General features: G+C 32.9%; 23 protein-coding genes and 1 riboswitch. Of the genes, 9 read left to right on the top strand and 14 right to left on the bottom strand.

The genetic code is table 11. From position 1 onward, the window contains the following. The first annotated feature begins 219 nt into the window (after window positions 1–219). Window positions 220–696, top strand: a complete 477-nt coding sequence (locus ACVC08_RS05460) for a hypothetical protein (protein WP_452601305.1) — start codon at window positions 220–222, stop codon at window positions 694–696. Next, window positions 696–1193, top strand: a complete 498-nt coding sequence (locus tag ACVC08_RS05465; RefSeq protein WP_452601306.1) for a hypothetical protein — start codon at window positions 696–698, stop codon at window positions 1191–1193. The genes ACVC08_RS05460 and ACVC08_RS05465 overlap by 1 nt, the downstream gene beginning before the upstream one ends. Before the next feature lie 158 nt (window positions 1194–1351). On the opposite strand, the gene moeB (ACVC08_RS05470) is transcribed toward ACVC08_RS05465, so the two are convergent. The 14 genes from moeB (ACVC08_RS05470) to ACVC08_RS05535 form a co-directional block, all read right to left on the bottom strand. Then, window positions 1352–2401 carry a molybdopterin-synthase adenylyltransferase MoeB gene (gene moeB, locus ACVC08_RS05470; RefSeq protein WP_452601307.1) on the bottom strand — a complete coding sequence of 350 codons (1050 nt, stop codon included), beginning with the start codon at window positions 2399–2401 and terminating at the stop codon, window positions 1352–1354. A 22-nt stretch (window positions 2402–2423) separates the two neighbouring features. After that, a complete protein-coding gene (gene thiH / locus ACVC08_RS05475; protein WP_452601308.1) occupies window positions 2424–3539 on the bottom strand; it encodes a 2-iminoacetate synthase ThiH in 1116 nt (371 codons plus the stop codon). A gap of 1 nt (window position 3540) precedes the next feature. Then, a complete protein-coding gene (locus tag ACVC08_RS05480) occupies window positions 3541–4305 on the bottom strand; it encodes a thiazole synthase (protein WP_452601309.1) in 765 nt (254 codons plus the stop codon). Window positions 4306–4307: 2 nt separating this feature from the next. Beyond that, a complete protein-coding gene (gene thiE, locus ACVC08_RS05485) occupies window positions 4308–4961 on the bottom strand; it encodes a thiamine phosphate synthase (RefSeq protein WP_452601310.1) in 654 nt (217 codons plus the stop codon). Between the two features lie 11 nt (window positions 4962–4972). Then, window positions 4973–5710 (bottom strand): hydroxymethylpyrimidine/phosphomethylpyrimidine kinase, encoded by a 738-nt coding sequence (locus tag ACVC08_RS05490; RefSeq protein ID WP_452601311.1) that lies wholly within the window; start codon window positions 5708–5710, stop codon window positions 4973–4975. Next, complete coding sequence (locus tag ACVC08_RS05495; protein WP_452601312.1) at window positions 5700–6299, bottom strand: thiamine phosphate synthase; 600 nt, start codon at window positions 6297–6299, stop codon at window positions 5700–5702. Before ACVC08_RS05495 ends, ACVC08_RS05490 begins: the two co-directional genes overlap by 11 nt. 3 nt (window positions 6300–6302) lie before the next feature. After that, complete coding sequence (gene thiC / locus ACVC08_RS05500; protein WP_452601313.1) at window positions 6303–8162, bottom strand: phosphomethylpyrimidine synthase ThiC; 1860 nt, start codon at window positions 8160–8162, stop codon at window positions 6303–6305. A gap of 15 nt (window positions 8163–8177) precedes the next feature. Beyond that, window positions 8178–8381 (bottom strand): sulfur carrier protein ThiS, encoded by a 204-nt coding sequence (thiS, locus tag ACVC08_RS05505; protein ID WP_452601314.1) that lies wholly within the window; start codon window positions 8379–8381, stop codon window positions 8178–8180. A gap of 89 nt (window positions 8382–8470) precedes the next feature. Beyond that, a riboswitch (TPP riboswitch) is annotated at window positions 8471–8565 on the bottom strand. A 358-nt stretch (window positions 8566–8923) separates the two neighbouring features. After that, the gene (dsrP, locus tag ACVC08_RS05510) at window positions 8924–10144 is read right to left on the bottom strand and encodes a sulfate reduction electron transfer complex DsrMKJOP subunit DsrP (protein WP_452598319.1); all 1221 of its coding nucleotides are present in this window, start codon (window positions 10142–10144) and stop codon (window positions 8924–8926) included. 10 nt (window positions 10145–10154) lie between these two features. Next, entirely contained in the window at window positions 10155–11273 is a 1119-nt protein-coding gene (locus ACVC08_RS05515) for a 4Fe-4S dicluster domain-containing protein (protein WP_452598320.1), read from the bottom strand. 6 nt (window positions 11274–11279) lie between these two features. Next, window positions 11280–11903: a cytochrome c3 family protein gene (locus ACVC08_RS05520; protein ID WP_452601315.1), complete on the bottom strand. Its 624-nt coding sequence runs from the start codon at window positions 11901–11903 to the stop codon at window positions 11280–11282. Further along, window positions 11896–12591: a nitrate reductase cytochrome c-type subunit gene (locus tag ACVC08_RS05525; protein ID WP_452597082.1), complete on the bottom strand. Its 696-nt coding sequence runs from the start codon at window positions 12589–12591 to the stop codon at window positions 11896–11898. Before ACVC08_RS05525 ends, ACVC08_RS05520 begins: the two co-directional genes overlap by 8 nt. A 3-nt stretch (window positions 12592–12594) precedes the next feature. Further along, complete coding sequence (locus ACVC08_RS05530; protein ID WP_452601316.1) at window positions 12595–14880, bottom strand: molybdopterin-dependent oxidoreductase; 2286 nt, start codon at window positions 14878–14880, stop codon at window positions 12595–12597. A gap of 45 nt (window positions 14881–14925) precedes the next feature. After that, window positions 14926–15165, bottom strand: a complete 240-nt coding sequence (locus ACVC08_RS05535; RefSeq protein ID WP_452597080.1) for a hypothetical protein — start codon at window positions 15163–15165, stop codon at window positions 14926–14928. A 147-nt stretch (window positions 15166–15312) separates the two neighbouring features. On the opposite strand from ACVC08_RS05535, the gene ACVC08_RS05540 reads away from it, so the two are divergent. The 7 genes from ACVC08_RS05540 to ACVC08_RS05570 are packed head-to-tail and all read left to right on the top strand — an operon-like array spanning window position 15313 to window position 19923. Then, on the top strand, window positions 15313–16488 hold the full coding sequence (locus ACVC08_RS05540; RefSeq protein ID WP_452601317.1) for a molybdopterin molybdotransferase MoeA: 1176 nt from the start codon (window positions 15313–15315) through the stop codon (window positions 16486–16488). Between the two features lie 11 nt (window positions 16489–16499). Continuing rightward, complete coding sequence (locus tag ACVC08_RS05545; protein ID WP_452601318.1) at window positions 16500–16838, top strand: winged helix-turn-helix domain-containing protein; 339 nt, start codon at window positions 16500–16502, stop codon at window positions 16836–16838. Next, a complete protein-coding gene (locus ACVC08_RS05550) occupies window positions 16838–17578 on the top strand; it encodes a sulfite exporter TauE/SafE family protein (RefSeq protein WP_452601319.1) in 741 nt (246 codons plus the stop codon). Before ACVC08_RS05545 ends, ACVC08_RS05550 begins: the two co-directional genes overlap by 1 nt. Then, window positions 17579–18166: a molybdenum cofactor guanylyltransferase gene (mobA, locus tag ACVC08_RS05555; RefSeq protein ID WP_452601320.1), complete on the top strand. Its 588-nt coding sequence runs from the start codon at window positions 17579–17581 to the stop codon at window positions 18164–18166. Further along, window positions 18150–18383 (top strand): MoaD/ThiS family protein, encoded by a 234-nt coding sequence (locus ACVC08_RS05560; protein ID WP_452597075.1) that lies wholly within the window; start codon window positions 18150–18152, stop codon window positions 18381–18383. The genes mobA and ACVC08_RS05560 overlap by 17 nt, the downstream gene beginning before the upstream one ends. 13 nt (window positions 18384–18396) lie before the next feature. After that, window positions 18397–19473 carry a molybdopterin-synthase adenylyltransferase MoeB gene (moeB, locus tag ACVC08_RS05565; RefSeq protein ID WP_452601321.1) on the top strand — a complete coding sequence of 359 codons (1077 nt, stop codon included), beginning with the start codon at window positions 18397–18399 and terminating at the stop codon, window positions 19471–19473. 3 nt (window positions 19474–19476) lie between these two features. After that, a complete protein-coding gene (locus ACVC08_RS05570) occupies window positions 19477–19923 on the top strand; it encodes a molybdenum cofactor biosynthesis protein MoaE (RefSeq protein ID WP_452601322.1) in 447 nt (148 codons plus the stop codon). The last annotated feature ends 8 nt before the right edge of the window (window positions 19924–19931 follow it).

Raw genomic sequence — 19931 nt, forward strand, 5'->3', positions numbered from 1 at the left:
TTGAAACTTGGTATAATAGAAAAAGATTACACACGGCTTTAGGCTTAAAATCTATTGAAGAATTTGAAACAGAAATGAACAATCAAAAATTAGCAGCATAATCTCTCTTCTTTTTGTCCAGTTTTTTGTTGCAAGTCCATAGAATATGATGGTTGTTTTAAAGAAGACTTAAAACGAAATGAATTTTTAAAATTAATTAATAATTAAAATTTTCTAATTATGATATCAAAAGAACAAGTGTTAGAGTCACAAAAAAAGTGGGGAGATGGAGTAGTAAAAATAGGGAGCTTAAAAGATAACAGACAAGAATGTCTTAAATATGCAAGAACGTTTCTAGAGGAGCGTTATGCATTTGAAAATGGGGTAGTTTTATTTAAACCAACAAAGTGTGAAATAGAACAATTTAGATCTACAAAACTTAAGGCGTTGTCTTATTTTATAGCAGGTGATGATAGAGCTTGTGCAGAAGATAAAGGTTTTGCTATACAACCTTGGACAAAGGTAAGATTTGAAAATACAGGATTTATTTTAGAGGAAAAAAGAGCTATTGCTATGGGTAATTACTTTTTTACAGATTTAAATGGAGAAGAAGCAAAAGTAGAATATACATTTGGATACAAACTTATAGATGAAGAGTTAAAAATTGATGTGCATCATTCATCATTTCCATTTGTAAATACAAGTCCTGTAGTATAATGCGTAAAGCGCTTTTTCTTTTATGCCCAACAGATTGTTTAGAAACAGTTATAAATACTAAGTTCGCCTCAGAAAACTATTTTTATACTTCTCTTGCAAACTCTTTTGTTTCTAATACTAAAACACTAGATGAATTAAATACATTAATTGTAAAACATAATATCACCAAAATTTATTTTGTCCTTTCTCGTAACAATCAAATTATTTTGGATGCTTTAGGCAAACAAACTTTTTCTAAGTTTTCAAGACTAGAACCGTTGTATAGAAGTATTTATAAATATAAAGGAAATTCGAAAACGATGTGGCTTGCAGAGAAATATCAAGATTCAATTATATCTTATTTTCTTAATCATAAAATAAAAGAATTAGAACAAAAGCTGTCATATTTTCAAAGTGGTGCTATTAAAATAGATGGGAAAATTTATAATAAAAGAGAGAATGTATTTAACAATATTTATTCAGATTTTATTTGTTTAAAAAAGTATCATTTAAATTAAAAAAGAGTATTCCAGTTTTTTAAATGAGTCTGTTTATTTGGATATGTCTATAGCTAGACTCTTAACTTAAAAAAAAATCAAAAGATTGAGTCTTGCGTATGTAATTGAAAGCCCTTTAGGAAATTGAAGGGCTTTTTACATAAACATAATTTATTATGTTACAATAAGGATAAGCTTATAAGCTGTTTTTTAAACCCATATTGTTTTAAAATTTTAATAGCAGCCATACTACGTACCCCCGATTTACAATACACAACTAAGTCTTTATCTTGTAAAACATTATCAATATTATGAGGCAGTTCTCCAAGAGGAATATGTTGGCCACCAATATGGTGTTCTTTACGTTCCCAATGCTCTCTAACATCTAGTAAATTATAAGTGTGTGGTAATGTCTCTAAATGTTCGAATGTAATTTTTGTAATAGCTTTTGGAACTTCACAAAACACATCATAATCAATATCTAGATTTGTAATAGTAGCTGTTATGTTTTTTTTGAATGAAAAAAGCAATTGTTGCATACTAAGTGCATTAAAGGTTAAAAGCCTACCTGTTAGTACCATTCCAATATTGCAAATTATCTTTATAACTTCATTAGCTTGAAAACAGCCTATTATGCCTGGTAAAATACCTAAAACGCCAATTTCAGAACAATTTGGAACGTCATTAGATTTGGGTGGTTTAGGAAATAAACAACGATACGTAGGACCATTTTTATAGTTAAATACACTAACCTGACCTTCAAACTTAAAAATAGAACCAAACACAACAGGTTTATTGGTTATAATTGCTGCATCATTAACTAGATAACGTGTTGGGAAATTATCACTTCCATCAACAATAATATCGTATTCTTTAAAAAGAGGTATTGCATTGTCTTTAGATAGCCGTATCGAGTAGGTTTTAAAATCTACAAAGGGGTTTAAGTGTTGTAAACGCTTAACGGCAGCATCTGTTTTTAAAGTACCAATATCGTTATAAGTATAGAGTATTTGGCGCTGTAAATTACTTTTAGTAACAATATCGTCATCTAAAACACCAATAGTACCAACACCTGCAGCAGTTAAATACTGTAATACAGGACAGCCAAGTCCGCCAGCACCAATAACTAAAACTTTAGCTCTTTTTAGCTTTAATTGCCCGTCTATACTAATCTCATTTAAAATTAAATGACGATCGTAATGCTGTTGTTCTTCTTTAGTTAATTTCATAATTAGTAAAGTGTACTATTTTTTATTGCCAATTATTTGCCCAATCTTTCCAAACAACTTCTAAGCCTTGAGTTTTTAACATAGCTGTTATGGCTTCGGTAGAGCGTTCGTCCGAAATTTCAAATTGTTCTAGCGATTTTGGTTCTACAGCATAACCTCCAGGATTTGTTTTAGATTCTGCGCTTATAGAGGTAATACCTATGTTTACAATGTTATTTCTAAACAGTTCACTTTCTCTAGTGGAAATAGAAAGTTCTACATCTTCATCTAATAATCTGTAAGCACAAATTAACTGTACCAAATCAGAATCTGTCATCTCTACTTTTGGTTCTAAGCCTCCAGAGTGGGGACGTAGCCTAGGGAATGAAATGGAGTATTTTGTTTTCCAATAGGTTTTTTGTAAATATTTTAAGTGTAAAGCTGTAAAAAAACTATCGGCTCTCCAATCTTCTAAACCAAATAAAGCTCCCAGACCTATTTTATGCACACCAGCTTTGCCTAATCGATCAGGAGTGTCTAATCTGTAATCGAAATTAGACTTTCTTCCTTTTGGATGATGCTTTTTATATTCGTCTCTATGATAGGTTTCTTGGTACACTAAAACGGCATACAATCCACTATCAATTAACTGCTCATACTCTTCTTGGTTTAAAGGTTGAACCTCTATTGTAATATTTGAAAAATGTGAACGAATTAATTGTAATACATTATTAATATATTCTACACCAACTGTTCTATTAGCTTCACCAGTAACTAATAAAATATGGTCATATCCTTTAGACTTAATATATTCAACCTCTTTTAAGATTTCGGTATCAGTTAAGGTTCTACGCGGAATTTTATTGGTCATACTAAAACCGCAATACGTACAAATGTTCTGGCACTCGTTACTTAAATACATTGGAGAGTACATCTGTATGGTATTTCCAAAACGTTTTTTAGTTAATTGCCTACTCAACTGGGCCATTTGTTCTAAGTATGGTTTTGCTGCTGGCGAAATAAGTGCTTTAAAATCTTCTAAGTTACGTTTTGAATTGTCTAAAGCTTGTAAAACATCTGTTTCTGTTTTAGAAAAAATACTTTGTAGAATTTCATCCCAATTATAAGTGTCAAATATGTCTTTAAAAGTATTATTCATTTTAACTTAAAAAACGAGTTAAAGGACTACTAGCTTCAGCCTTTTTATGAACTATAGGAGCTAACTTAGCTTCAAAAGCCATTCTACCAGCTTCTACAGCCATTTTAAAAGCTTTAGCCATTTCTACTGGGTGTTGCGAAACCGCAATAGCTGTATTTACTAATACAGCATCTGCACCAAGTTCCATAGCGTGAGCGGCATGACTAGGGCTGCCAATGCCTGCATCTACCACCACAGGGACATTACTTTGATCTATAATAATTTCTAAAAACTCTAATGTTTTTAAGCCTTTATTACTACCAATAGGTGCTCCTAAAGGCATTACGCATTGCGTTCCTACTTCCTCTAATCGCTTGCATAAAACAGGGTCTGCATGAATATAAGGCATTACAATAAACCCTAATTTTACAAGCTCCTCTGCTGCTTTTAAGGTTTCTATTGGGTCTGGTAATAAATATTTAGGATCTGGATGTATTTCTAATTTTATCCAATTTGTTTCTAAAGCTTCTCTGGATAGTTGAGCTGCAAACACCGCTTCTTTAGCATCTCTTACTCCAGAAGTATTGGGTAATAAATTAATTCTTGGGTGTTTTAAATGTGTTAATATATCATCTTGATTATTTTCTATATCAACCCGCTTCAATGCAACTGTTACCAATTCACTCTCTGAGGCTATTAAAGCTTCGTTCATTAATTTAGAAGAACTGAATTTGCCTGTTCCTGTAAACAACCTTGAGTTAAACTCTTTATTTGCTATTTGTAACATTCTTATTTTTTATTTTCTTCTGGTTGCCAACGTTGCTCTTGTGTTGGACCTCCATTTATAATTTCTTTAAACGTTGTTATACTATTAAAATTACGAGTAATTTCTCCAGATACTGCAATACCATATACTCCGGTAATTAATATATCTAATACATCATTCTGTGTAATACCTCCTATGGCAATTACAGGAATATCTGTATTTAATTCTTCTAGTATTGTTAAGTACCCTTTTTCTCCTAAAACCGGACTTAAATTATCTTTTGTTTTCGTGAATCTAAAAGGACCTAAACCTATATAGTCTACTTTTTTATCTATTAATTCCTTACAATCTTCTTGTGTGTTGGCTGTTCCGCCAATTATTTGCCAAGAATATAATTTCTTTCTAACCATAGAAGGGCAAGCATCAGTTTTTCCTAAATGAATACCATCTGCTTTAATTTCAATAGCAACTTTATAATGATCGTTTATAATTAATCTAGTTTGAAAATGAGTCGTTATTTCTCTAGCCTTTCTTGCTGTTTCAAGTATGGTTTTGTCATCTAGACCTTTTAAACGTAACTGAATCCATTCTGCTCCAGAAGTGCAAGCTTTCTGAATATTATCTAGATGTTCTTGAGGCGTGGTTCCTTGCGATATGTATTGTAATTTGCTTATCATAATTATTTCTTTTAATGATATCCTAAAAGACTTCTATTAGAACTTAAAAACTGCTCTGTACACCTTTTGCCTCTATAACATGCTTTTAATAACGGAAAACCTAAAGCTAAATAACTTGCTATGGAAGAAGATAACACACAACCACTACCATGTTTTTCTGAACAATTAAGTAACTTAGGGTTAAATACAAACGTTTTCCCTTCTTTAGTATATAGCTCGTCTTTTCCTAATTTATTTGGTCGATGTCCGCCTTTTAAAAATACGTTGGTTTTAGATGAAATTAATTGGATAGTTTCGTCTAAGCTTTTGTTAGGATATAGCTCTTTGATTTCGTTATAATTAGGTGTTAGTAAGTATATTTTTTCTAAAATATTGTCTAAATCTAAAATTGAATTGAACTGAAAATTAGAACTCGATTTTAAAATAGGGTCCAAAACAATTTTTGTCTTAGAATTATATTTTAAAACTAGATTAATAATTGTATTCAATACTTCAAAACGTTCTACAATTCCAATTTTTACTACATCAACCTGAAAGCGATTAAGTAAAACCTCTATTTGGGCTGTTATTTGCTCTACAGGCATCCAGTGACAAGCTTGAAATGATTGATCATCTTGAACGGTATTAGCTGTACAAACCGACAATCCATAACATTTTAAAGTTTCAAATGTTTTTACATCGGCTGTTAACCCCGCTCCGTTAGAAGGATCGAATCCTGCTATAGTTAATATGTTAGGTCTAACGTTCAATTTTATGGTATTCCTTTTTTAATTCTATAAAGCTTTCAACTGGATTATTAGTATTCCAAACTCCACCTAAAACTCCAACACCTTTAAACCCTAACTCCATTGTTTTTGCTATGGTATTTGCGTTGATTCCACCCATGCCAATTATTAATTTATCTATATAATTAACATTAAAACCTTTGCCTTTATATCCTTGTTTAGATATTGAGGAAAAAACTGGGCTTAGTAAATGATAATCAAACTCAAAATAACAGTCTTCTAATTCTTTTGGTTCGTGAAAAGAAGAGCTAATGGTTTTACCGAATAGATTTAGGTCTTTAAAATAATGACCTGGATTATCTATATGGTCTCTTCTTTTTTGTTCTTGAAAATGAATCCCTTTTAAATTGTATTTATTTATTAATTCATGAAAATAATGTACTACAATCCTATTATGATATTTAGGGTCTATGGCCTCTAAATACTCACAATGTTCTTGATAAGATTTGTTTGGTTTTCTAAAATGATAATATTCTAATCCTGACTCAAAAAGTTGAGTCAGAATTAAAATTTCATTTTCAATATCTTTTTCTGGGGCTATAAGAACAATCATTTTTTATAAATAAACTTCGCTTCCTTTGTCTTTAAACTCTTTAGATTTTTCTTCCATTCCTTTTGCAAAGACTTCATCATCTTTTATTTCATTTTCGGCAGCAAAATCACGTACCTCTTGAGATATTTTCATAGAACAAAATTTAGGGCCACACATGGAACAGAAATGTGCAATTTTAGCACCTTCTGCTGGTAAAGTTTCGTCATGGTATTCGCGAGCTAATTCTGGATCTAGCCCTAGATTAAATTGGTCTTCCCAACGGAATTCAAAACGCGCTTTACTTAAAGCATCATCTCTATGTTGTGCCCCTGGATGTCCTTTTGCTAAATCTGCGGCATGAGCTGCTAACTTATAAGTAATTACACCAGTTCTTACATCGTCTCTATTAGGTAAGCCTAAATGCTCTTTTGGTGTTACGTAACATAACATTGCTGTACCATACCAACCAATCATGGCTGCACCAATACCAGAAGTAATATGGTCGTAACCTGGGGCAATATCTGTAGTTAAAGGACCTAATGTATAAAAAGGCGCTTCACCACATGCTTCTAATTGCTTATCCATGTTGGCTTTTATCATGTGCATAGGTACGTGTCCAGGGCCTTCAATAAAGGTTTGCACATCGTGTTTCCATGCAATTTTTGTTAATTCTCCTAAAGTTTCTAACTCAGCAAATTGCGCTTCATCATTAGCATCTGCAATACAACCAGGGCGAAGTCCATCTCCTAATGAAAAGGCAACATCGTAAGCTTTCATAATTTCACAAATCTCCTCAAAATGAGTATATAAAAAACTTTCTTTATGATGCGCTAAACACCATTTTGCCATAATAGAACCACCACGAGAGACAATACCTGTAATACGTTTTGCAGTCATTGGTACATAGCGTAAACGTACACCAGCATGAATTGTAAAATAATCTACACCTTGTTCAGCTTGCTCAATTAAAGTATCTCTAAAAATCTCCCAAGTTAAATCTTCGGCAACTCCATTTACTTTTTCTAAAGCTTGATAAATAGGCACAGTACCTATTGGGACAGGAGAGTTTCGTATAATCCACTCTCTAGTTTCATGAATGTTTTTTCCTGTAGATAAATCCATAATATTATCTGCACCCCAACGGCAGGCCCAAACAGCTTTTTCTACTTCTTCTTCTATAGAAGATGTTGTTGCCGAATTACCAATGTTAGCATTAATTTTTACAAGAAAATTTCGACCTAAAATCATAGGTTCAGCTTCTGGATGATTAATGTTTGAAGGAATTACAGCACGCCCTCTAGCAATTTCTTCTCTAACAAATTCTGGAGTTATTTTTGAAGGAATATTTGCGCCGAAATCTTGCCCAGGGTGTTGTTTAGATAAACGTGTCATTTCATCTATACGCTGATTTTCGCGAATAGCCACATACTCCATTTCTGGGGTTATAATACCTTGCCTCGCATAATGCATTTGCGAAACGTTTTTTCCTTTTTTAGCTTTTTTAGGCTTGTGTTTTAAATTGAAACGTAAATGATCTAAACTAGAATCGTTTAAGCGTTCATTACAATAATTGGAAGAAAAAGCATGTAATTCCTCAACATCTTCACGATCTAAAATCCATTGATTTCTAATACGTTCTATACCATTATGCACATTTATTTCTTTGTTAGGATCTGTATAAGGTCCAGAGGTGTCGTACACCGTAACGGGTTCATTTGGAGTACGCTTTTTAGTTATAGAGTCTACGGTGTCACTTAATGCTATTTCTCGCATGGCAACGTTAATATTTGGATATATCTTTCCAGGAATATATATTTTTTTTGAGTTAGGAAAGGGTTGTCTTGTAACTCCATCTTGTTTTGGAGCAGTATCTTTTTTCTTCATATTAAAATAGTAGTTTTAGCCGCCTTGAGTTGCTGTTATAATTAAAATAGTATCGTTTTGTTGGAGTTTTTGTATGTCCCAATCGTCTTGACTAATAATAGTATTATTAATTGCTACAGCAATACCTGTACTAGTAATGTCTAATTGTGTTAGCAATGTTTTTAAACTAGTATTCTTAACGACTTGGTGTTGTTTTTGGTTTATGTTTACAGTTATCATTTGTATTAAAAATAGTATCTAATAAATTTAGAAATCAATTTTATAAATAATGTAAACGAGAAGTATTTAGAATAATAAAAAGTGCAGTAATACATACTGTAACTTTTCCCTACGCTGGTATTAACCAAATCAGGTTCTAAGGATATGTCTCAAACTAGATATCTAGCTACTCCTAAAGTTTACAAAACAAATGTAGTAAATATAAATAGGTTTGCTAATTTTTAAATGAATTTATCTTATAGTTAAGGAAAAGCACATAATTATGGTTGTATATAAATTTATCTATCTTAGATTAAAGATACAGTAGGAATAAGAGTAATACTGTATTTATAATATATTTAATTAAAATGGATAATATGCCTTGACTAATTCTTGATTTTCAACAAAGATAAGTTGATATTGAGGAGTTGAATTTAAACGATATGCGTGAGAGTATTCGAGATAAAAATACAACACAAGCATTTTACAGATAAGATATTTGAATGGTTTAATAAAAAAACTCGTTATAATGCATAACGAGTTTTTTTATTAGATAAACGACTTTACTTCTTTTTATACCTTAATTTCCCGGTTTCTATACCAATAGCTGTTTTAGCTAAAACAGTAAACACTAAAGCGCCCATAGCCCATATTCCTAATGTAACTCCTATTTCTATTCCAGTAGGTGTGTACTCGGCTATTTTTCCATAAGGTCCTGGGATGAAACCTGGCACAATTAGCCCGAACCCTTTTTCTATCCATATAGCAATAAACAAGATAAAACAGGCAAAGTATAGTACCTTTAAGTTGTTACGAAGTTTATGGAAAGTTAAAATTACAGTTGCTAAAACATTTAAAGAAATTGCAGTCCATATCCAAGGTAGTAAGGCTGTTTTACCATCTAGTCCAAAAAATAAATAATAAGCACTTTCACTATGGTGTGTAGGCGCATAGAATTCTTTAAACAACTCAGAGACTAACATGATAATGTTTATTTGTGCTGCAACAGTAACTACCATTGCTATTTTTTTTATGGTTTTGTCTTTAATTTTAAAAGCAGTAAAAGATCTAATTATAGCTAGTACTAATATTATTAAAGCTGGTCCTGCAGCAAAAGCAGATGCTAAAAAACGAGGTCCTAATAACGCATTGTTCCAAAATGGTCTTGCTTGTAAGCCTTGATATAAAAAAGCTGTTACTAAGTGAATCCCTACAGCCCAAAAAACAGATAATATTGCTCCTGGAACATAAATACTTTTTTTAGATTCTTTGCCTTGATAATGTCTAAATAAGATGTAAAAAGGAATTGTAATGTTTAAAAATAAATACCCATTAAGTACAATAACATCCCAAGTAAGCATTGAGTTAGGGAAGTTAAAAACACCAAATCCAGGAATCATATGCCATAATACAGAAGGGCCTCCCATATCTGCAACAACAAAAGCTAAACACATAATTAATGCAGCAACAGCTAGTCCCTCTCCAATAAGCACAGCTTGTTTAAAATCGATATCTTTTAAAACATAAGTTGGCATAACGAGCATTACTGCCGCCGCCGCTACACCTACTAAAAATGTGAAATTAGAAATATACAGGCCCCAGCTAACTCTATCGGTCATTCCTGTAACACTTAAACCATGTTCTAGTTGTATAGAATAACAATACATACCTATTAACATTACAAAAGTTAAAAAAGCCATCCATACATGGTATCTTTTGGAACCTTGTGTTATAGTGCTTAAACTATCTTTTACTAAACTTGTAAAAACTTTAAGTTGTTTCATTGTATATATTTTAGTCCATGAAGTACCAGAACTTTGGTTCTGTACCTAAATCTTCTTTTAATCTGAATACTTTTTTGTTTTCTAAGACCCATCTAATTGTACTGTTAGGATCTAAAAGATTCCCAAAAATACGTGCGCCAGTAGGGCAAGCTTCTACACATGCAGGGTTTTTACCAGCTCTTGAGCGTTGTACACAAAAAGTACATTTTTCCATGACTCCTTTTTTACGTAAACGATTTCCTAAGTAGTGTTGGTTTTTATTGACTTCGTTTTCTGGAACTTCTGGTTTACTCCAATTAAAACGTCTGCCATCGTAAGGACAGGCTGCCATACAATACCTACAACCAACGCACCAGTCGTAGTCCACTACAACAAGACCATCTTTTTCTCGCCAAGTTGCTTGTACAGGGCAAACCTCAACACATGGTGGATTATCGCAATGGAAGCATTGTGTACCCATGTAAAAATGACCTTCTGCTGGAACTTCATGATAATAATTATCATCAGCTTCATTAAAATTGAAGCCTTTACCATCTTTCATTTCATGAATTCTAATGTATTGCATTTGTGAATTCCTATCTTGATTATTTTCTTCAACACAGGCACTTACACAGTCCATATAGCCTTGACATTTTGAAATGTTAAAGGCATATCCAAAGAGTACATCTTCTTCAGCATTTTTAGAAGACATATTTAATGTTTTTCCTGTTCTAATTTGGTACGAACGTACCAGTCTGTTTACAGTAGCTTTCTTTTCGTCATCCGTCATCAGTTTATAGTTTCCTTTAAACTGCTCTTCCCAATCTATTTGCGCTTTTTCTTTAGTTTCATCACTAGATACAATACTAGTACATGAAGAGGCTGCACCCGCTCCAATTAACAAACTAGCTGTAAGTTTTTTAAAGGCAGATCTACGATCCATTTTTACGTCGAATACTTGATCAAAACCATCTTTATGTCTCTCTTCTCCAATTGCAGCATTAGAAGCAGCTTCTATAAAATCTTCATTGCTTAGTGATTTTTCCGAAGTACAACTACCAGAGTTTTTTCCACAACCACAAGAGCTTGAAGTTTGTTTATGTTTGCTGTTTAGGTTTAGAGTAAACCATTTTTTTTTGTTTTCGCTCATACCTAATTATTTTCGTTCTTTAATTTTTTGAGTATTAAATCTTGCAGGCCATTTTGTTTCAAATCCAGGAGAGTGTGGATTGTGGCAATTAACACAAGTCATAGATGCTCTTGGAGTAGCCCAGCTTTCTATTCGTTTACCATGAGCACCACCAACCCAATCTTTTTGTTGTTTTTGATGACATTGACCACATAACTTATAACTTTTATTAAAATGGATTGGCGTTCCTGTTAAACTTTTTAAATTATCGGGGTTATTGCCATCGTGGCATGTAACACAATTCATGGTGTTAATATTTGCATGGTTTAATTTTATATTCCAGTGTGCCTTTTTAAGGTCTTTACTTTGCATTTGTGCCAGAGGTTTAGTGTGGCACTCTGTACATTTATAAGATTTTATTTCTCCTGTTCTTTCTGGTATTAAAAATGTTATTCCGTTTTCGGAGACTTCTACCAATTCCATATTTCCTATATATTTTTCAGAAGAAGTAGAAATACCTTGATAGTTTTTGCTTTCGGCTTCAATTTTATCTGTAATGCTATGATATTCATGTTCTTGATGTTTACAAGAAGTAATAAGAAGCATTATGATGCAAAAACCAAAAAGTTGTATATGACGATGATTATTCATTAGTTTCAAATTTTCTTATAAATGTGCCTATATCTTCTGTTACTTTATTATTAGGAACATGACATTGTCGGCAATTAATACGCTCTGGATGTGTAACTCTAATTTCTTTAGGGGCAGCAGGTCCTGCATGACATGCTAAACAGTTTTCGCGTAATTGTAATTGATGAGGTATTACAGGCGGGCTACCATCTAAAGCATTATTTACACCTACTAATGGTATTGTTCCTTTTTTAAAATTAGTGCCTTTAAATAAGCTTGTCGTTTTTTCTGGAACATGGCATTGACGACAATTAATTTTTTCTGGGTGCGGAGTAACGGGAGCATAAGCGTTAAACTTAGCCGAGAATCCGCCATTTTCATGACATTTTAAGCAACTATTTTCTCCCATGTTTCGTTCACTTTCTACTGTGTGAGGAATGCTAGGAGGTGCGCCATAAAAAGCTCTATTGTTATAATAGGTTTTCATGCTGCGTTGATGATTTTCATCAACGGGCATATTTACATAATCTAAAGCGTATTCAGAACGTTCAAAAACTCCAGATTCTGAAGGAATAATAGGAATCGGCCTATTGTTTTCTATAGGAACATAGGCTTCTTCTTGACCTTGGTAATAACTGTAATTCCAAACAACAATAAAAGCTATAAATAGAATTACAAATAATGATATGATACCTAACCGTTTTCTCATAACCTAAGCTTTTTCTACTTTAACAGCACATTTTTTATAATCTGGTTCTTTAGAAATTGGACAAAACGAATCTAAAGTAATGTCGTTAATTAACATATTTTCATCGAAAAAAGGAACAAACACTTGCATAGGTGCTGGTACACCTCTTTCATTTATAGCAGCAGGTAGTGTTATTTCCCCTCGTCTGGTTGTTAATTTTACACGGTCTCCAGTTTTAATTTGCAGACGTTTAGCATCTTCTGGGTTAAGCTCTACATAACTGTGTGGCATTGCTTTATGCAATACAGGAATTCTACGCGTCATAGAGCCAGTATGCCAGTGTTCTACTACACGTCCAGTACATAACCAATAAGGATACTCTGAGTCTGGAGACTCTGCAGCAGGCTCGTAAGGACGTTGCCAAATAATAGCTTTGCCATCTTTTTTTCCATAAAAATGAAAGGCTTCTCCATTGCTACATGCAGGGTCGTACTTAGAGTTAAAACGCCATTGTGTAGATTTTCCTTCTACGTATGGCCACATTGCACCTGGTTGAGATTTTAAAACCTTTAAAGGCGCCATATTATGTTTTTTATTATCGTGATGCTTACGGTATTCATTATATATTTCTTCAATATGGGTGTCCTCGTTATAGTAAAACTGTTTTTCAAACCCCATGCGTTTGGCTACTTCAATTAATTGCCAAGTATCGCTCATGGCTTCTCCTGGTGGCTGTACCATTTGCTCAAAGTACTGTGTTCTACGTTCTGAGTTGCCATACATCCCTTCGCGCTCTACCCACATTGCAGATGGTAAAATAACATCGGCTATATCTGTGGTTGGAGTAGGGTAAATGTCTGACACTACAATAAATCTGCCTTCTTTTTTTGTTGCATCTCTATAGCGTTTTAATTTAGGCATAGTTACCATTGGATTGGTTACTTGTATCCACATAAAACGGATATCGCCTCTATCTAATGCTCTAAACATTTCAACCGTATGGTAGGTTGGTTTTGGATCTATATTTTCAACAGGAACATCCCATATTTTTGCAGCAAATTCTCTATGTTCTTTATTCATAACCACCCCATGAGGTAGTTTATGGGTTAGTGTACCAACTTCTCTAACAGTACCACAGGCAGAAGGCTGCCCTGTTAATGAGAAGGGGCTATTACCAGGTGTAGAGATTTTACCTGTTAATAAGTGAATGTTATAAATTAAGTTATTCATCCAAGTGCCTCTACTGTGCTGGTTAGGGCCCATACACCATAGCGACATTACTTTTTTGTTAGGATCACCATAATAAGCGGCCATGTATTTAATATCTTTAGCAGAAACACCTGATATTTTTTCTACTTTCTCAGGAGCATAATCCTCTAAAAAGGTTTTGTATTCTTCAAAACTTATCCCTTCTGGCTTGTCTTTAAATTTATAGTTGTCTTCTAAGCCGTAGCCCATGTTTGTAATCCCTTTTTTGATATTACAATGTTTTTCAATAAAGGATTTATTTACCCAACCATTTTTTATAATTTCATAACAAATAGCATTAGCAACAGCTAAATCAGTTTGGGGTAAAAATAAAATAGATTTATCGGCTGCCATACTTGTACGTGTTGTACGAGTAGCAAAATCTATAATTTTCACACCTCTTTTAAGTCGTTGGTCTAATAACCTAGAGAATAAAACGGGGTGCATTTCTGCCATGTTATTTCCCCATAGTACAAATACATCTGCATGATCTATATCCTCATAACAACCCATAGGTTCATCTATTCCAAAAGATGTTAAAAACCCCGTTACCGCACTTGCCATACACAAACGAGCATTGGCTTCAACATTGTTAGTACCTATGCAACCTTTAAAAAGTTTAGAAGCAACATAACCATCTGGAATAGTCCATTGACCAGAACCATAAATAGAGACTGCATCTTTACCATGGTCTTTTATGGTGTCTTTCATTTTTGAAGCAATTAAGTCTAATGCTTCTTCCATTGAAGTCTCTACATATTTTCCGTTTTTTTTAACCAAAGGCTTTGTTAAACGGTCTTTTCCATACATAGACATTACAGAATGATAACCTTTTACACAACATAAGCCTTTGTTTACTGTAGATTTAGGATCTCCTTTTACGGCTACTGCTTTACCATTTTCTACACCAATTAAAACGCCACAACCTACCCCGCAAAACCTACATGGAGCCTTTTTCCAATCTAAATTACCGCCTTTTGGTAATCCTTTTTCTTGTTCGCTAGCAAACATAATACCTGGAAACATGGTCGCTGCTGCTGTCATTGCAGAAAGTGTTGCCATTTTTTTAATAAAACTTCGTCTATTAGTTAAAGAAGTATACATATGTTAGTTTGTTTTAGTTGTGTTAAATCCTGAAACCATAGTTAGTAGTTTTAAGCTACTTATGGTTTCTAGTTTTTGTTTTAAAATATCTTCGTCTTCCCTAGTTTCTGTTTCAGTAACTACTATTAGAATGTCTTTGTTTTCTGCAGGGATAACATCACATTCATTAATTTGAGAGAGTGTTTCTATGAGTTCCTTTTTTTTGCCCTCATACGGATGTGCTAAATAACTTTTTACAGACATTGTTTTTTGTTAAAGATTGATACACAAATAACATGAAAGTTACTCTTTTTTAACATGATATTAATCATATATAAGAAAAAACATATCGCTATATTTGTTTGGAAATAACGATAATAGCTCTATTTTAGAGTATAAAATCTTGTAATAATGATTAGCGTAGAAAAAGCTAAGGAACTTGTTTTTAATAAAACGAATGCGACAACGACTCAAGAACGGTTTTTGATAGACTGTATAGGGTATTATCTTTCAGAAGATGTTATTTCTCCCATAGATATGCCGCCTTTTAGACAATCTGCAATGGATGGCTATGCCCTTAATATGCATGACTCTGAAAACTATAAGGTTATTGGTGAAACAAAAGCAGGAGATAGTTGTAACCCAAATTTAAAAATAGGTGAAGCAGTTAGGATTTTTACAGGGGCAGCTGTTCCAGATTCTGCAAATGCAGTAATGATGCAGGAAAAAGTTGTTTCTAACGAGAATAGTATAATACTAACTAATAAAGTCACTGCAGAAGCAAATATTCGCCCAAAAGGAGAACAAGTAAAAAAAGGAGCTGTAGCTTTAAAAAAAGGAACATGTTTAACACCTGCCGCTATAGGTTTTTTAGCAACTTTAGGAATTACAAAGGCTTTAGTGTTTAAGAAGCCTACTATAGCAATTATTGTTACAGGAAATGAGCTTACAGAAGCAGGAGACATTTTAACTTACGGAAAAATATTTGAGAGTAATACGATAATGCTGCAAAGCGCATTACTTAAATCTGGTTTTACAGACATGCAAATATACCGAGTTAATGATGTGTATGAAGAAACTGTGAAAACTCTGGAGTCTGCAATTTCAAAAAGCAATGTTGTTTTAGTTACCGGAGGTATTTCAGTTGGAGATTATGATTTTGTAGGGAAGGCTTTAGGAGAATTAAAAGTAAAAGAGGTGTTTTATAAAGTAAAACAGAAACCTGGTAAACCATTATATTTTGGAGAAAGAAATAATACTTCTGTTTTTGCATTGCCAGGAAACCCAGCTGCTGCATTAAGCTGTTTTTATATTTATGTATACCCAGCATTACAAAATAGATCTGGAGCAAGTAATTTTAAATTGAAACAATCTAAAGAAAAATCAGCATCATCTTTTATAAAAAAAGGAGACCGTAGTCAATTTTTAAAAGCAATTTATAACGCTGGAGAAGTTTCTATTTTAGAAGGACAAAGCTCTGCAATGTTACAAACATTTGCCTTAGCTAATGCATTTGTATATGTACCAGAAAACTTAAATATTATAGCTATAGGTGATACGGTAGAAGTAATACATTTTCCTCATTAAATAATGTCATTATGGAGTATAAAATAAAAAGTAGAATATGGATTGAAGCAGGAGACAAAGTGCTTATAGGAGAAGGACGTGTACGTTTGCTAAAAGCTATTGAAGAAACGGGGTCTTTGTCTAAAGGCGCCAAAGCTATGGGAATGTCTTACAAAAAAGCCTGGACTCTTCTTGATGCTGTTAATAAATCTGCCAAAAAACCAGTAATAATTACAAACGTAGGAGGCAAAGATGGAGGAGGCTCAACGTTAACCCCACATGGGAAAGCGCTAATCGATGCTTTTGATACTATTAATAAAAACTGCTGGGAGTATTTAGATAAACAACTTTTAGAGATAAATATATTTTAATGCCAGACATAACGACATATTTGGTTTTTATAGTTTGCTTACCTATCATTTCGTTTCTATATGCTAGTGTTGGTCATGGAGGAGCAAGTGGTTATTTAGCACTCATGGCATTATTTTCGTTTGCGCCAGAGATTATGAAACCTACAGCACTATTGTTAAATTTATTTGTTGCAGGGATAGCATTTTACCATTACTATAAAGCAGGATATTTTAATAAAAAACTATTTATGTCCTTCGCAATAGCTTCTATTCCCATGGCATTTGTAGGAGGAAGGCTTACAATTGATGCTTCTATTTATAAAAAAATTCTGGCATTACTATTAATATTTGCCATTTTAAAAATAATGAATGTTTTTGGACGTGAGCAATCGACTGTAAAAAACATTAAAATATGGGAAGGCATAATAGTTGGAGCTATCATAGGCTTCTTTTCTGGATTAATAGGAATAGGAGGAGGTATTATTTTAAGCCCAGTTATACTATTATTTCATTGGGGTAAAATGAAAGAAGCAGCTGCTGTTTCAGCTTTATTTATTTGGGTAAATTCAGCTTCAGGATTAGTAGGCCAATTAAGTAGTGGAGCATCTTTACCAAAAGAGACCATTTTATTTGTGCTTTTTGCATTAATAGGAGGGTTTTTAGGAGGCTATTATGGAAGTAAAAAATTTAATAATAAACATTTAAGATATTTACTTGCTTTTGTGTTAGTGCTAGCATCTTTTAAATTATTTATAGTATAAATGAAAGCGGAAAAACAGCATATTACAGGAATTATTCTAGCGGGAGGGAAAAGTACTAGAATGGGGGAAGATAAAGGACTAATAGTATACAATAAACAACCTTTTATACAACATGTTATTAATGCTTTAGAGCCTATAGTATCAGAAATTATTATAGTAAGTAATAATCCTGAACATGATGTGTTTGCGGAAAAACGTGTTGAGGATTTGATTCCTAATAGCGGACCAATAGCAGGGTTGTATACAGGTTTGTATTATTCTAAAACTGAAGAGAATTTAGTATTGAGTTGCGATATTCCATTAATAAGCACCTCTGTTTTAAATGCATTAATAAATGCTTCGGATAAAACTATAAACTGTGTTCAAATAGAAAGTAATAATAAAATAATGCCGCTGATAGCATTGTATAAAAAACAATGTAAAGACACCTGTTTTACACTATTAGAACAAGGTGAGAGACGATTAAAAGTATTAACTAGGCAGTTAAAGACTAAAACAATAGTATTAGATAAAGCTTTAGCAATACATACAACAAATGTAAATACACCAATAGAATTAAAAGAGATAAACCATGCAACTAACAGTTAAATATTTTGGAATGTTGGCTGAGGTCACTAAATGTGAAGAAGAAATTATTAATGAAGAAGGAACTACAGTAGTAGAGTTTTTAGAAACATTATATAATAAATACCCAATATTAAAAGATAAAGATTTTCAAATAGCACAAAACCAAAAGTTAATTACAAAAGAGACCCTTTTATCTTCTGGAGAATTAGCATTGTTACCACCTTTTGCTGGAGGATAAAAAATAGAGAAGCATGACTAGATATAACAGACATATTATATTACCAGGAATAGGAGCTAAAGGACAACAACAACTTTTAGACTCTAAGGTATTGGTAGTCGGTGCAGGAGGTTTAGGATGCCCTATTCTGCAATACTTATGTGCTGCAGGAATTGGTGTTTTAGGTATTATAGATCATGATGTTGTAGATGAGTCTAATTTACAACGTCAAGTATTATATGGAACTTCTTCTTTGGGAAAATATAAAGCGTTGGCAGCAAAAAAACGACTTGAAGATTTAAACGATACCATAACAATCCATGCCTATACAGAAAAGCTAACAACTACTAATGTTATTACTCTGTTTGAAAAATATGATCTTATCATTGACGGAACCGATAATTTCAATACCCGTTACTTAATAAACGATGCCTCTATCATTACTAAAAAACCATTAGTATATGGAGCTATTTATAAGTTTGAAGGGCAAGTTGCTGTTTTTAATTATAAAAACGGACCTAGCTATCGTTGTCTGTTTCCAAATTACCCTAAAGCAAATGCAATCCCTAATTGCTCAGAAATAGGTGTTTTAGGAGTCTTACCAGGAATTATAGGAGCCATGCAAGCAAACGAAGCCTTAAAAATTCTATTAAAAATAGGGCATGTGCTATCTGGAAAAATATTATATTACAATGCATTAACAATGCAATCTCATACCATTAGCATTCAAAAAAGCGAGGAAGCAAACTACGATAAAGTTATTACTCAATTTCAAAAGCAGGCATTAGAATTTAGTTGTAAAACAAAAACAATAGAGATTACTATAGCAGAAGTGCTGCAAAAGAAAAATGTACAATTTATAGATGTACGAGAAGCACACGAATTACCTAAAATTAAAGCTGTTAATTGTATTAATATTCCATTAAGTCAGTTAAAAGAGCATATACATAGCATTAACCCTATAAAAGAAAACATATTATTCTGTCAATCTGGAATGCGAAGTAAAAAAGCCGTAGCATTATTGCAACAATACCATATTACAAATTGTTACAGTTTAACAGAAGGCGCTTCAAGTTTAGAAGAGGCATTAAATATTACAAAAGTTACATAAAAGATGAAAGAACATAAAAAAGCGAAAAACGTATTTATACAAGGGCCTATCTCTGCTGAGTTTATAGGTAATTCTATTGCTAAACACCAATCTAAAACAACAATAGGTGCGCATGATATTTTTTTAGGACAAGTACGAGCAGACGAAGTAGATGGCCGTGTTGTAGCCTCTATAGAATACACTGCTTATGAAGATATGGCAAATAAAAAATTTCACGAAATACGTGAAGCTACTTTCGAAAAATTTAACCTAACATGTATGCATATATACCACAGTTTAGGGCATGTAAAAGCAGGAGAATTGTGTTTGTTTGTATTTGTATCTTCTCCAAGAAGAAAAGAAGTTTTTAAAGCAATAGAATACATTGTAGAAGAAATAAAAACACAAGTGCCAGTTTTTGGAAAAGAGATTTTTGAAGACAATACGCACCAATGGAAAGCAAATTCATAACTTGTTGT

The sequence above is a fragment of the Pontimicrobium sp. MEBiC06410 genome (assembly GCF_053601615.1).